Source organism: Amycolatopsis sp. lyj-23 (assembly GCF_046549135.1).
Taxonomy (GTDB): Bacteria; Actinomycetota; Actinomycetes; order Mycobacteriales; family Pseudonocardiaceae; genus Amycolatopsis.
In genome coordinates, this window is the sequence record NZ_JAJPWN010000018.1 from 1 (window position 1) to 12961 (window position 12961).

Annotated in this window: 15 protein-coding genes, 1 tRNA gene and 1 pseudogene; 9 read left to right on the forward strand and 8 right to left on the reverse strand. The window is 67.0% G+C overall.

Going from position 1 to position 12961, the window contains the following annotated elements; translation table 11 throughout:
* Nucleotides 1–122 precede the first annotated feature (122 nt).
* On the reverse strand, nt 123–500 hold the full coding sequence (locus ACLJPY_RS37025; protein ID WP_410595660.1) for a nitroreductase family deazaflavin-dependent oxidoreductase: 378 nt from the start codon (nt 498–500) through the stop codon (nt 123–125).
* A gap of 87 nt (nt 501–587) precedes the next feature.
* On the opposite strand from ACLJPY_RS37025, the gene ACLJPY_RS37030 reads away from it, so the two are divergent.
* Nucleotides 588–1238 carry a hypothetical protein gene (locus ACLJPY_RS37030; protein ID WP_410595661.1) on the forward strand — a complete coding sequence of 217 codons (651 nt, stop codon included), beginning with the start codon at nt 588–590 and terminating at the stop codon, nt 1236–1238.
* Here ACLJPY_RS37030 and ACLJPY_RS37035 read toward each other — a convergent pair.
* Together ACLJPY_RS37035 and ACLJPY_RS37040 are read right to left on the reverse strand one after the other, a co-directional pair.
* Nucleotides 1184–1576, reverse strand: coding sequence for a cytochrome P450 (locus tag ACLJPY_RS37035; protein WP_410595892.1), 393 nt, complete (start codon nt 1574–1576; stop codon nt 1184–1186). The two genes, ACLJPY_RS37030 and ACLJPY_RS37035, sit on opposite strands and share 55 nt — an antisense overlap.
* Nucleotides 1522–1689, reverse strand: a pseudogene (locus tag ACLJPY_RS37040) (cytochrome P450); the annotation flags it as partial. The gene ACLJPY_RS37035 and the pseudogene ACLJPY_RS37040, both read right to left, overlap by 55 nt.
* A gap of 32 nt (nt 1690–1721) precedes the next feature.
* Here ACLJPY_RS37040 and ACLJPY_RS37045 point away from each other — a divergent pair.
* From ACLJPY_RS37045 to ACLJPY_RS37060, 4 genes are all read left to right on the forward strand, one after another.
* Complete coding sequence (locus ACLJPY_RS37045; RefSeq protein WP_410595662.1) at nt 1722–2093, forward strand: hypothetical protein; 372 nt, start codon at nt 1722–1724, stop codon at nt 2091–2093.
* A gap of 339 nt (nt 2094–2432) precedes the next feature.
* A complete protein-coding gene (locus ACLJPY_RS37050; protein WP_410595663.1) occupies nt 2433–2783 on the forward strand; it encodes a YciI family protein in 351 nt (116 codons plus the stop codon).
* Nucleotides 2780–3988 carry an RNA polymerase sigma factor gene (locus tag ACLJPY_RS37055; protein ID WP_410595664.1) on the forward strand — a complete coding sequence of 403 codons (1209 nt, stop codon included), beginning with the start codon at nt 2780–2782 and terminating at the stop codon, nt 3986–3988. Before ACLJPY_RS37050 ends, ACLJPY_RS37055 begins: the two co-directional genes overlap by 4 nt.
* A gap of 126 nt (nt 3989–4114) precedes the next feature.
* Complete coding sequence (locus ACLJPY_RS37060; protein ID WP_410595665.1) at nt 4115–4603, forward strand: hypothetical protein; 489 nt, start codon at nt 4115–4117, stop codon at nt 4601–4603.
* 5 nt (nt 4604–4608) lie between these two features.
* Here ACLJPY_RS37060 and ACLJPY_RS37065 read toward each other — a convergent pair whose 3' ends face one another.
* Together ACLJPY_RS37065 and ACLJPY_RS37070 are read right to left on the reverse strand one after the other, a co-directional pair.
* Nucleotides 4609–6093, reverse strand: coding sequence for an SEFIR domain-containing protein (locus ACLJPY_RS37065; RefSeq protein ID WP_410595666.1), 1485 nt, complete (start codon nt 6091–6093; stop codon nt 4609–4611).
* A gap of 694 nt (nt 6094–6787) precedes the next feature.
* A tRNA-Gly gene (locus ACLJPY_RS37070) sits at nt 6788–6858 on the reverse strand.
* A 111-nt stretch (nt 6859–6969) separates the two neighbouring features.
* Here ACLJPY_RS37070 and ACLJPY_RS37075 point away from each other — a divergent pair.
* Together ACLJPY_RS37075 and dcd are read left to right on the forward strand one after the other, a co-directional pair.
* Nucleotides 6970–8163, forward strand: coding sequence for an oxygenase MpaB family protein (locus ACLJPY_RS37075; protein WP_410595667.1), 1194 nt, complete (start codon nt 6970–6972; stop codon nt 8161–8163).
* Between the two features lie 22 nt (nt 8164–8185).
* Complete coding sequence (gene dcd / locus ACLJPY_RS37080) at nt 8186–8767, forward strand: dCTP deaminase (RefSeq protein ID WP_410595668.1); 582 nt, start codon at nt 8186–8188, stop codon at nt 8765–8767.
* A gap of 36 nt (nt 8768–8803) precedes the next feature.
* Here dcd and ACLJPY_RS37085 read toward each other — a convergent pair whose 3' ends face one another.
* Nucleotides 8804–9994, reverse strand: coding sequence for an FAD-dependent oxidoreductase (locus ACLJPY_RS37085; RefSeq protein ID WP_410595669.1), 1191 nt, complete (start codon nt 9992–9994; stop codon nt 8804–8806).
* Nucleotides 9995–10067: 73 nt separating this feature from the next.
* Between ACLJPY_RS37085 and ACLJPY_RS37090 the strand changes: the two genes are divergently transcribed.
* Both ACLJPY_RS37090 and ACLJPY_RS37095 read left to right on the forward strand, forming a co-directional pair.
* Nucleotides 10068–10535: a MarR family transcriptional regulator gene (locus ACLJPY_RS37090; RefSeq protein WP_410595670.1), complete on the forward strand. Its 468-nt coding sequence runs from the start codon at nt 10068–10070 to the stop codon at nt 10533–10535.
* A gap of 205 nt (nt 10536–10740) precedes the next feature.
* Nucleotides 10741–11445, forward strand: a complete 705-nt coding sequence (locus ACLJPY_RS37095) for a CAP domain-containing protein (RefSeq protein WP_410595671.1) — start codon at nt 10741–10743, stop codon at nt 11443–11445.
* Here the strand turns inward: ACLJPY_RS37095 and ACLJPY_RS37100 are convergent.
* Both ACLJPY_RS37100 and ACLJPY_RS37105 read right to left on the reverse strand, forming a co-directional pair.
* On the reverse strand, nt 11439–12452 hold the full coding sequence (locus ACLJPY_RS37100) for a cation diffusion facilitator family transporter (RefSeq protein ID WP_410595672.1): 1014 nt from the start codon (nt 12450–12452) through the stop codon (nt 11439–11441). The genes ACLJPY_RS37095 and ACLJPY_RS37100 overlap by 7 nt on opposite strands.
* 17 nt (nt 12453–12469) lie before the next feature.
* Nucleotides 12470–12898 carry a DUF742 domain-containing protein gene (locus ACLJPY_RS37105; RefSeq protein ID WP_410595673.1) on the reverse strand — a complete coding sequence of 143 codons (429 nt, stop codon included), beginning with the start codon at nt 12896–12898 and terminating at the stop codon, nt 12470–12472.
* Between the last annotated feature and the right edge of the window lie 63 nt (nt 12899–12961).

Sequence of the window (12961 nt, forward strand, 5' to 3'; positions counted from 1 at the left end):
TCAACCGCCTCAAACGCCACCGCGGGGTGGCCACCCGCTATGACAAACTCGCCGCCCGCTACGAAGCCATCATCCACATCGCCGCCATCAACGAATGGCTCTGACCCACTTCGATACAGGCCCTAGTCCCGCTTCAGCAGCAGGAAGTCGTGGACGTTCAGCAGGCCGAGGAACTGGCGCACGGGCGCCGGCATCGCTCCGCGTGACTCATCATGCGCGAGCTCCGGGGAGTGCACGCGGTAATTTTTCCGCTGCGTGATGAGGGTGCAACTCTCCGCGGCCAGTACGTTCTTCACCCAGTCGGAGTCCGGGCCGTAGGTGAGCGCGACGACGAAGCCGTTGTCGGTGCGGAAGACGTTGAGCGGCGTGCGGTACTCCTTGCCGGACTTCCGTCCTTTGTGGACGAGCAGGCCGAAGCCCGGCGCCCAGTTCACGAAGTACTTGTTGATCCGGTTCGTCACCACGCGGTTGAAGCGGGCGAGTCCTTTGGGCAGCACCATGACCCGACAATATCTACGTCCGATGAATTTATCGAGCGGTGACCCCCGGCTCGCGGCCCGAGGTCGCCCGATGGTGGGATATGGCGCATGTCGACCGATTGGCTGCTGCGCCAGGACCCGGAAGGGCCGGTCATCATCGCGCTGGCCCTGGTGAACGACCCCGACGCGCTGGGCTTCGTCGTGCTGGACGACGAGGACGACTGGTTCATCAGCGACGGCACCGAGCTGTCCGACGACGTGCTGGTCAACCGCGAAAGCTTCGGCAAGATGTCGCTGCGCGAGGCCGTCGAACTGCTGCCGCAGCTGGCCGCGCTGGCCGCCCTGCCGACCGGGATGGCCGCCGACTGGGACCCCGAGCGCCGCACGTGGCTGCTGTCGTCGGTGACCGGCTCCGACGACGAAGACGAGGACGTCCGGCTGCTCGCCCAGCGCCGGGCGAACTGGAAGTACGAAGGCTCGCCGGACGACGAGGCCCAGGTCAGCACCGGCCTGACCGAGATCCCGACCGGGCCGCAGCAGCCGGTGCGCGCGGTCCGCCAGGTCGTGCGCGAGCAGGACGGCACCTGGCTGTTCGTCGGCTTCGAGGTGCCCGAGGCGGAGGACTTCGAGGTCGAGGGCCTGGAGCTGGAGCACGTGGCGAACCTGTACCCGGACGTGCGGACGGTCCTGAAGGCCGCGCCGGGTCAGGTGTACGACCGCGAGACGCCGGAGTCGGATTGGGAGCTCGTCGAGGGCTGAACCTCGATCGGCAGGTGGAAGAGCCCGCGCGTGATCGGGCTCGGCCACCAGGTCAGTTCGTCTTCGGGGACCGCGAGCCGGGCCGTCGGCAGACGGCGGAGCAGGGTCTCGAAGGCGACGTCGGCCTGCAGCCGGGCCAGCGCCGCGCCGATGCACAGGTGCGGGCCCGCGCCGAAGGCGATGTGCCGCCGTTCCGCTGTCCGCTGTCCCGGCCGGAAGGCGTCGGGTTCGCGAAGACCGCAGGATCGCGGTCGGCGGCCAGCACGGAGACGAGGATCGGGTCGCCTGGCCGCATGAGCCGGCCGCCGATCTCGACGTCCTCGGTGGGGAACCGCCAGGTCGCGTTCTGCAGCGGCGCGTGCAGCCGGAGCGTCTCCTCGATGACGGCGGCGCGGTGGGCGGGGTCGGTCCGCGCTTTCGCGGCTGCGCCGCAGGTCGCAATCAGGCCCACGGTGACCTCGTGGCCGCCGATGAGGATCAGGAATGTCTTCGTCCGGGGAGAGCATGCCGGTGGCCTCCTGCGCGACGAGGTCGCTGATCAGGTCGGTGCCGCGCGTCGCGCTTGGCCTCGACGACCTCGGTGACCAGTTGTTCCAGCACGTCCGTGGCTTCGCGGACCTCGCAGCCGTCACGTCGTCGCGGTTGGACTCGGGTACGCCGAGTAGGTCGCAGGTGATCGCGATCGGCGGGGTAGGCGAGGTCTGTGACCAGGTTGCGGTGCCCGCGCGCTTCGAGGGCGTCGCGCAGCCCGTCGGTCACGTGTTGGCCGCGTTCGCGCAGCTTCTGTGCCGGCGCGGGCCGAACGCGCCGGCACAGGCGCGGCGCAACCGCGTGTGCTCGTGCAGTCGGTGTTGATCATGCCGGCGGCAAGCGAGGGCCGGTGGTCCAGCGGCAGGTCAATGCTCGAGCGCCACTCCACGTTGCCGGCGGACGGGCTCTCGACCAGGTCAGCGTGGTTGAGCGCGGCGACGGCGTCGGCGTACCGGGTGATCAGCCACGCCCAGGTGCCGGTCGGGAACTCGAGCAGGTGCGGGGTCGCGGTCGAAGTCCGGACCGAACAGCGCGGGCTCCCCCATGACCCTCACCCTGCCCGCCGGACTTTCTCCGCGACAAGTGTCCCGGCGCGGCTTCGCCCGTTCGTCCTTACAGTGAGACAGGCGATCGGCGCCGGTCAGGACCCGCGAGGAGCACCTCATGCCCAAGTACGCCGCGATCATCTACGCCACGGACATCGACCCGACCACGCCCGAGGCCACGGACATGATGAAGGACTACGACGAGTTCGGCGCGGGCGCGGCCGCGGTGATCCGCGGCGGCGCGGCGCTGTACCCGACGGCGACCGCGACGACGGTCCGCGTCACCGGCGGCAAGGGCGGCGACGTCGTCACCAGCGACGGCCCGTACGCGGAGACGAAGGAAGCGCTCACCGGCTTCTACCTGCTCGAATGCGCGGACCTCGACGAAGCGGTCAAGGTCGCGGCCCGGATCCCGGGCGCCTGGGACGGCGCGATCGAGGTCCGCCCGGTCGTCGACTTCGGCCAGTGACCGGCGCCGGGGACGCGGTCGCGCGGCTGGTCCGGGACGAGGGCACCCGGGTACTGGCCACGCTGGTCCGCGTCACCGGCAGCGTCGACCTGGCCGAGGACGCGGTCCAGGACGCCGTCGTGCGCGCGCTGGAGACGTGGCCGCGCGACGGCGTCCCGGCCAACCCCCGTGGCTGGCTGCTGGTCGCGGCCCGCCACCGCGCGGTGGACGTGCTCCGCCGCGAGGCGAAGCGGCTCGGGAAGGAGGCGGTGGCGATGCCCGCGGTCGACCCGTCCCCGGACCCGCCCTCGGTCCGCGACGACCTCCTGCGGCTGGTGTTCACGTGCTGCCACCCGGCGTTGTCCCTGGACGCGCAGGTGGCTTTGGCGCTTCGGACATTGGGCGGTTTGTCGACCGCGGACGTGGCGCGGGGGTTGCTGGTCCCCGAAGCGACGATGGCGAAGCGCCTGACGCGGGCGAAGCAGAAGATCGCCACGGCTTGCATCCCTTATCGCGTGCCTTCGGCGGACGAACTGCCCGCTCGCTTGGCCGGCGTGGCGTCGACGATCTACTTGATCTTCAACGAGGGCTACACGGGCCGGCTCTCGCTGCTCGCGGAGGGCGTCCGGCTGGCGCGCCTGCTGGTGTCACTGATGCCGGACGAGCCGACGGCGTTGGGCCTGCTGGCGTTGGTGCTGCTCCAGGACGCCCGCCGCGCGGCGCGGTTCCGCCCGGACGGCTCGCCGGTGTTGCTCGCTTCGCAGGACCGTTCGTCATGGGACTTCGCGCTGATCAAGGAGGGCGTCGAGCTGGTGGGCCAAGGGCTGCGCCGGACGCCGTCGACCCCGAACGCGTACGTGGTCCAGGCGGCGATCGCGGCATGCCACGACTTGGCGCCTTCGTACGCGGAGACGAACTGGAACGCGGTGATTTCCTGGTACGACGTGCTGTTGACGGTCACGGACACGCCGGTGGTCAGGTTGAACCGCGCGGCGGCGGTGGCGGAACGGGATGGTCCTGCTGCGGGGTTGGCGCTCGTGGACGCGTTGACCGGCCTGGAGGATTACCCGTGGTGGCACGCGTCTCGGGCGGAGTTGTTGCACCGCTTGGGTTCGGCGTCGGCCTTCGAAGCGTTGGAGCGTGCGCAGGAGTCGGGCCTACCGGCCGCGCACGTGGCGCATTTGCGAGCCCGGGTACGACCGTGTGGCTCCCGGCGTGTCAACTGACGTATCAATTGACGCCCGTGCCACCATGTCCCCGAGCGGGTCGAGCCAGGATTTCATATGCTGATCTTGATCTGAACGGTGCAGGAGGTTGTTTTGCCGAGTACTGGACCCGAAGGGGGTTCACACGTGGCCGGTGGTCGCCGTCAGCGTGGAACCGTGGTCATCTGCGGATCGATGAAGTCACTCGATCTCATGTCGCGGATAGCCTCAGTGATCGAAGACGCTGGTGTTCAGGTTGTCATCCCGTCTCCGGACAACTTTCACGCGGACTCGAGCGCCGAGGTCAGGAATAGTCGCAAAAGGAAAGCGTCGCGGGACCATATGAATAAAATCCGCAGCGAAGATACTGCCGCAATACTTGTCGTTAATGTGCATCGGCCTGACGCGGCCAATTACATCGGTCCGAACTCGTTCGCCGAGATTAGCGTCGCTTTCGCGGACGATCGAAAGGTGTTCCTCTTGCACGGGATGCCGGACGCATATCTTGAAGAGCTCAGCGCGTGGGGCGTTCATTGTCTCAATGGCGACGTTCAACCATTGCTGGCGGAAGTATCCGCGCCCCGCCCGGTTGATCTCGACACCTGGCAGACGGCACTTCAACCGGAATTGGTGTGAATCGCTTATCTGAGAGTGTTGATGAATGATCGGGTGATCAGGCTGTCCGCTCGTAAATTGACCAGTTCGATCGAAGAAGCATTGAACACCTTCTCTGCGGCTCGAGCCTCTGTTAGTGCGCGAACCGCAGCTTTGAAAGGCAAGTCCACGCCTGCCGAAGGCACGTGTGGACTGTGCAAGTAATTGAGGTCGGTCACTACGCCGACCTGTAGTTCATCGACGTAGCTTTGCGTGTAGTTGCGGTTGATGTACGAGCCGGCGCGTTTGGCTATGATTGCTTGCGCGCTTGAAACCTGAGGTGCTTCGTAGAGTGCCAATATGGCGTACTCTGGCGTAAATGCTCGTCCAGTCAGCGCTGCAGGTACGTCGGCCCAACGCCCTTCGAGGTCTGATACCTGAGAGGGATCTATTCCCTCCGTGAATCGCCCGAGATCGTTGAGACCGTGCCACCAGGCGCTACGTATATCGGCGGTCGCTGACCTTTGTCGTGTTCGAAAGGGCGGAGTTCCCTCTTGTCGTTCAAGTGCTGCTCGGTACTTCGAATGGCGCTGCCCGCCTTCTTCGTACTGGAGCATCTTCATGGTTGCGAAATCGATCAAGTTTGCTTCGCTGCCCACTAGGACGATCTGCCCGAACTCGAACAGTGGTTGATAGTTGTCGACGATTTTCGTGCACAAATCTGATTCCAGATAGCTTGCGGCCGGTATGTACACCGTCTGTGCCGCCAGGACGGCCAGCTGGGTAGCTCGTGTCGCTTCGGCAGCGACTCGATCGACGTTCCTGCCTGCGGAGACCTCATGAAGGAAATGTGGATCAAAATAATGCAAGAATATTCCGGCAAGTGGGGCTATCAGGCTGGGATCTTCGGTCGCATGGATGGCCCTCTGCAGCGTTTTCCTGTGCTCTTGAGGTGTGATGGAAGGTGGGCTCAATCTGGGAGTGATCGCGCCAATGTCGATCGCTTGGTCTTCTGGCTGATCGGTTATGACTCGAAGAAGTTCTACTACTCCGTTGTAGCTCAGCTCTTCGACTGAGTATGAAGTCGCGGTCCTCGGATTGAGCCAGGCTGGTAGGTCGTCGACCGAGTGGCCCGGCAAGACGACTGGAAGATACTTTCGCAACGCGACTTGACGATCACGATAGATATCCTCGCGAATCAGGAGAGATTCCCAGGAAACGCTGCGTCCTTGGCTTGGTGGGCCCTGGCCTTCAGCTTGTTCTTTGTATTCGGGAGACGCGATGACAAGAACGAAGTCTGCCCTGGTGATTTGCTGCTGGTACCAAGCTGCCCAGTCTTGCCGGTGTCGCGCTGCGTAAAGATCGAGTTCTGCCTCGACACCGTTGCTCCGAAGAAGTTGCGCCAAATGCCGCACCGCTTCGTTGTGGGTTTCGTCCTCCTGTGCATAGGAGATTAAGACGTAAGGTATCGCGGTCTGTTCGGTGCTCGGACGGTGACGGCTTCTTGATTCTTCCGCGCCTTCGCCGGCCATCGCACCACCTCCCTACGAGGATGGTACCTCGGCTGCGGTTCGACCGCGATCGTTAGCTCAGTGTGCCCAACTGTCAAGTGTCCAGGTAATCGCCAGTGAGGAGGCGCCTTTCCCATTCGGCGTGGGGCCCGGGTTCATCTACGTAGAGGGGTTGAATCTCCCTGCGTAGGACCAGATCGGCCAGCTGCGATGGCGTAGCGACTCGGTCTGGACCCACTCGTACGGGGAGATCGTTCGGCAACTCGCTGAAGTAGAGTGCTTTCCGGGCCTGAATTATCCGCCCGATTTCGTAGCAGGTTGTTCTTCCGACGTAGCCGGAGGGTGCGACGACATAAACGACGTCGGCGCGCAGGATTCGATGGAGAGCCAGCGTTTGGATCGTAGCGTCGTCCAACGCTTCGTTATCGCTCTCGAAGCGAACGAAGGGAATTCCTGCTGTTGTTATTCGTGAGCCGAGAGGGCTGGTAACGGTTATGCCGCTGGTGCTGATGGTTCGCCACGCATCCAGTACCTGCTCGTAGAACTGGCGAAAACTACCGATTATGGCGGCGGTGGGGGCGCGATCGGCAGACGGCATGATCCTCCGGTCATGGGCGGTCCTTCACCGTAGCGCCTGTTCGATGTCCGGTCTGGATAGGAGCGCTCACTAGAAGACCCCGACCGGCGTTGGCTCGGTCGGGGTCTTCTCTATGAGAGCGGATGACGGGAATCGAACCCGCGTATTCAGCTTGGGAAGCTGATGTTCTACCATTGAACTACATCCGCAGTGCGCTGTAAGCATACACGGCACCGTGATCCCCTTGTCCAGGACCCTCCTCCTTGACTCCTGCTCCTCAAGTGACAACACTTGTTGTCGACTGGCGGAGGTGAGCTGTCGTGGATGAGCCAGAGCTGTTCCGGCAAGGCGGGTTCCGGCTGGCCCAGCGGCTGTTCATCGAGGGTGACATCCGCGGTGACGAGCGCCAGCTCGCCCGGATCCGGGAGTTCGCGCAGGTGCAGGACAGGCTCGCGGACGACGTCGTCGCCTGGATGGCGCAGCAGCCCAAGGGGCAGGGCCGCGCCCTCTTCGAAGAGGCGCTCAACGACCGGAGCAAGGCCGGCGGGCCGCTCAAGGACTTCTTCGAGCAGGTCGACGCCAAGCCCTACTGGGTCGATGACGAGCGGCTCGAGCGCGGCGCGAAAGCCATCACCCGGGCCGGGCTGCTCGGGCTCTTCCCGCTCGGCGACATGTCGCTGATGGGCGGCTACCTCGCCTCGCGCGCCACGAAATCGCTGGTCGGGACCGGTGAGATCGAATACAAGGCGACGCGGCGGCTCGTCGAAACCGCCGCCTGGTGGATCGACGTCACCACGCCCGGTGCCCTCAAGCACGGCGGGAAGGGGTACGCCGCCGCGCTGCGGATCCGGCTCGTGCACGCCCACGTCCGCGCCGCCATGAACCGGCGGGAGGACTGGGACTACGCCGCCTGGGATCGGCCGGTCAACCAGGTGCAGACCGCTGGGACGTTGCTGCTCTTCTCGCTCGTCTACGTCTTCGGCACGCAGCTGCTCGGCCTCCGGTACTCCGCGCGCGAACGCGGCGACATCCTGCACCTCTGGCGCTACATCGGCTGGCTCATGGGCGTCGACGACGAGCTGCTGCCCACCTCCGAGGAGGACGCCTGGCGCCTGCTGTGGCTGCTCGCCGCCACCGAGTTCATCCCGGACGACGACTCGAAGCGCCTCGCCAAGGCCTTGATCGAGGCCAACGCCGCCGTCGGTGAGGGGCGCGGTGCCGTCGGGAAGGTGCTTTCGCACGTCTCCGTCGCCGTGCATTCTTCGATCAGCCGGCTCGTGCTCGGGAAGACCAACGCCGACTTCCTCGGGCTGCCGAACGACCCGGTCGCGCAGGCCGCGATCGTTGCCGTCGCCGGGGTCAACTTCGCCGCCGAGACCGTGCGGCGGTTCATCCCCGGCGCCACCGCGCTGCAGGAACGGCTCGGTGAGGCCGGGCGGCGCGGGTACGTCAAGCGGCTCGAGAAGATCTTCTCGCCCGATACCACCTACGCGCAGCACATGCGAGCCGCCTGAGCCCACCGGATAGGCTTCGGCCGTGCTGCTCAGTGACCGTGACCTCCGCAAAGAGCTCGACGCCGGCCGGCTCGGCATCGACCCCTTCGATGCCGGCATGGTCCAGCCGTCGAGCATCGATGTCCGGCTCGACCGGTTCTTCCGCGTCTTCGACAACAGCAAGTACACCCACATCGACCCGCAGCTGCAGCAAGACGAGCTCACCTCCCTGGTCGAGAAGGAGGGCGATGAGCCCTTCGTGCTGCACCCCGGCGAGTTCGTGCTCGGGTCGACGTTCGAGCTCGTCACCCTCGCCGACGACCTGGCCGGCCGCCTCGAGGGGAAGTCGTCGCTCGGCCGGCTCGGGCTGCTCACGCACTCGACCGCCGGGTTCATCGACCCCGGCTTCTCCGGGCACATCACCCTGGAACTGTCGAACGTCGCGAACCTGCCGATCACGCTCTGGCCCGGCATGAAGATCGGCCAGCTCTGCATCTTCCGGCTCTCCAGCTCGGCCGAGCACCCGTACGGCTCCACCGAAGCCGGGTCCCGCTACCAGGGGCAGCGCGGCCCGACCCCGAGCCGGGCGTACAAGAACTTCCACCGCGTCGACACCTGGCGGTAGTGGATTCGCCCTCGGCGGGGAAGAGTGCCTCGGGCGCTAAACGCTGACCTTCTCGTCCCAGTCGATGCGGTGGTTCCACATGAAGGCGTTCGGGTCCTCCTCGAACGGCTTCGCGAACGCCCGCTTGATGAAGAAGTCACGGACGACGCGCCCGACCGGGCCGATCACCTTCTGCTCGCCGTTGCGCTTGCCGGCCGCGACCACGGCCTCCACGCGCCCGCGGCGCAGACGCTCGTACGTCGTCAGCGCGCGCTCGAGGTCAGGCACGTCACGCAGGCATTTGCCCAGCGTGACGGCGTCTTCGATGGCCATCGAGGCGCCCTGGCCCGCCGCCGGTGACGTCGCGTGCGCCGCGTCGCCGATGATCACCATGCGGCCGCGGTGCCAGACCGGGACCGTCGGGAAGTCGTACGTCGGCCAGGCCGGGTAGATCTCGCGCGTCGCGCGGATGATCTCGGTGGCCGGCGTCCGGTCGGGGGCCACCAGGTGCAGGAGCTCGGCGCGCAGTTTCTCCCCGGCGAGCGTGACGAGCTCGGACGCGGTCGGCTCGGTCTTGCGGGCCGGGTTCGCGAACCACCAGACACGGCCGTCCGCGCTGACGACGTGGCAGAAGAACACGCGCTTGCCGAAGACCATGTTCAGCACGCCCGGCTCGTCCGGCAGGTCCAGCCCTTCGGCGAAGCCGCCGGTGTTCAGCAGCGGGACGTACCGCGGTGCCGGCGCGTCCGGGTCGATGATCGTGCGGACGCGGGAGCGGAGACCGTCGGCGCCGATCAGCAGGTCGCCCTCCGTGTGCGAGCCGTTGGCGAAGTCCGCTCTGACGTGCGTGCCCGTCTGGCTCGCGCCGATCAGGCGCTTCCCGAACTCGATGCGGATGCCGCGCCGCTCGGCCTCGTCGCGCAACGCGACGTAGAGGTCGGAGCGCAGGACGGTCCGGCTCACCGTGCCGTTCGCGAGGGCGCCGCCGGTGAGTTCGGCCAGCCGGGTGCCGTTGCCGAGCCCGATGGACATCCGCGGCGAGTCGAAGCCCAGGCGGCGGACCACGTCCTTGAGGCCCAGCGGGTCCAGCGCCTCCAAGCCGTTGACCGCCAGCGTGAGGAACGCGCCGACGCCCTCGGCGTCGCGGTCGTAAGCCTCGAACACCACCGGCTCGTGCCCGGCTTCGTGCAGGGCGATGGCCGTGATCGTGCCCGCGACGCCGCCCCCGATGATCAGTGCCAGTGTCATGTCGTTCGTCCCCTCGAAACTCTTAGAAAGTAATTCGTTCTATCGAACTAAAGAGTGGGCTAGGCTGGTCGGCGTGTCAAGCGAGCGCGCGAAACTGGTCGAAGAGGTCCTGCTCAGGTCGCGGGAGCTGTCGACGGAGACGGTCATGTTCCACACCGCGATCGCCGAGACACGGGGGCTGTCGGCGGTGGAGACCAAAGTCCTGGACTACCTCGCGCGGTTCGGCTCGCAGACGCCGAAGGACCTGGCGCGGCTGTCGGGTCTCGCACCCGCGTCGGTGACGGCGATGATCGACCGGCTGGAGCGCAAGGGCATCGTCAACCGCGAGCGGCACCCCGAAGACCGGCGCAAGGTCCTCATCGCCCTGGACGTGCAGTCCCTCGCGAGCGGCGCGCACCTGTGGGACCACCTGATCAAGGGCATGCACGAACTCTGCGACCGCTACACCGAAGACGAGCTGCGGGCGATCATCGGGTTCGTTCAGGGGGCGACTGTCCTCACCCACGAATCGACGGCGAAGCTGACCGCCGCCGCGCACTGACCGCACTGTCCGTTGTGGACACGTCACGGCCCGGAAAGGACCTTTGCTTAAATAGGCTGAATGGAGTAACGGGGCAGCGGCCGATTGCCCGGAATTACTTACCTGTCGCCGACGGGAAATGTGACCAGTGCGTTCGTAGGGTTCTCGTCGTAATTGTCCCGTGATACGTTCCTGCGCCGTGTCCCCCATTGGTGAACGTGCTCGCGTGGTGATGGTGTCACTCAGTGTGCTGCTCGGCGTTTTCTCCGCCGCCGCAGGCACCTGGATGGCCACCGCGGAAGGAAACACCGCCGAGCTCGGCGCCGCGGCGCTGGTCCTGCCGAACGCGCCCGCCGGTGCCGGGGCCGGCAGCGGAACCGATCTCGCCGGTGGCAAGGTCCAGACCACCACCCCCGGTCAGCCCGCCGCTCCCACGACCTCGGCCGCCGCCCCGGCGACGACGTCCAGCGCGACGCCCACGCCGACCGAGACCTCCACGGCCCCGCCGCCGACGACGTCCGCGGCCCCGCCGCCGACCACCAAGGCCGCGGCCCGCGTTGCGACCTCCACCGCGGCGCAGGTCCTCTCGCTCGTCAACGACGAGCGCGCGAAGGCCGGCTGTGACCCGCTGACCGAGGAATCGCACCTCACCAAGGCCGCGCAGGACTACAGCGACCAGATGTCGGCCGGGAACTTCTTCTCGCACACCAGCCCGGACGGCACCACGTTCGACCAGCGCATCAAGCAGGCCGGCTACCCGAAGCCGGGCGCGGAGAACATCGCGAAGGGGCAGACGTCCGCCGCGCAGGTGATGGACGCCTGGATGAATTCCGAGGGCCACCGCGCCAACATCCTGAACTGCTCGCTCAAGAAGCTCGGCGTCGGCGTCACCACCGCGGGCTGGTACTGGGTCCAGGACTTCGGCTACTGAGGCGGCCGGACGCTGCTCCAGCGCTCGGCGATGTCGCCGTACCGCGCGAGCACCGTCGCCCGCAGCTCCGGATCGGAGCGCGGCACCGGCTCGATGAACACCTCGGTGACGTCGTGGAACGTCTCGGCCAGCTCGGACGCGAGCCGCACGCAGGCGCGCTCGAGGTCGGCGGCGCCGAGCGAGTCGTCGAAGTCGACGCGGGTGCAGACCAGCACCTGGTCGGTGCCCATAAGCATGGTCTGCAGGTCGACGACGGCCTCGATCTCCGGCGCGCCGACGAGGTGCTCGCGGATCTCGCGCACCAGCCGCGGGTGGGCCTGCCGCCCGACGAGCAGGCCGCGGTTGGTCCGCCCGAGCAGGTAGGCGACGCAGGCGAGCAGCAGGCCGATGGCGATCGACGCGATGCCGTCCCAGATCTCCGAACCGGTGAGCTGGTGCAGCCCGATGCCGCCGAACGCCAGGAGCAGGCCGATCAGCGCTGCCGAGTCCTCGAACAGGACCGTCTTCGGCGTCGGGTCGTCGATCAGCCGCAAGTACGTCGCCAGCGACTGGTTCTCGGCCTTCGACTCGCGGACGACCTGGCGCACGGCCTGCACCCAGGACGTGCCTTCGAGCACGAACGCCACCGCCAGGACGATGTAGCTGAGCAGCGACGTGCTTTGCGCTTCCCCGTGCCCGAACAGCGTCGAGACGCCTTCGTAGAGCGCGAACATCGCGCCCGAGGCGAAGATCGAGACGGCGGCGAGCAGCGACCAGAAGTAGCGCTCCTTGCCGTAGCCGAAGGGGTGCACGCGGTCGGCCGGGCGCGCCGAGCGCTTCAGCGCGGTCAGCAGCAGGACCTCGGTGATCGTGTCGGCCACCGAGTGCGCCGCTTCGGACAGCATCGCGCCCGAGCCGGTGATGATGCCCGCGATCAGCTTCATCACCGCGATCGCCAGGTTCACCCCGCCGGCGAGCAGGACGGTCAGGGTGCTTTCGCCGCCGGACTTGCCGGATTCCTCGCTCACCCTGCTGAGCGTAATGCTCAGAGGCGGCGCAGGCCGTGCAGAACGCGTTCCATGAGCGCCATCGCGGGACGGCCGTCGGCGCCGGTCCGGCTGTCGTGGATGGTGACCAGCCCCTGTTCGGCCATGTCGTCCAGCAGGACGCGTGCGACGCCGAGCGGCACGCTCAGCGTGGCCGCGACTTCGGCGACCGAACGCGGGTGCAGGCACAGTGAGTGCACCGAGCGGAACTCACCGGTGACCCGGGCGCCGTCCCAGTGCGCGCCGGCCCGCGTCGAAACCATCGCTTCGATCGCGAGGTGCCGCTTCGACTGCGTCCGGCCGCGCGTGAGGACGTACGGGCGCACGAGCGTGCGCTGGATGGGGACGTAGTCCGCGGCGGGCCTGTCGTCGGGTATGGGGTGGAGAGCGTGTCGGCCGGTCGTGGTGGTCCGCCGGTCCTCGGCCATCCGTGCCGCCCCCTGATTCCGTGATCGACAATAGTGCCCTCGCTGGCAACGGCGGCGGCGAGG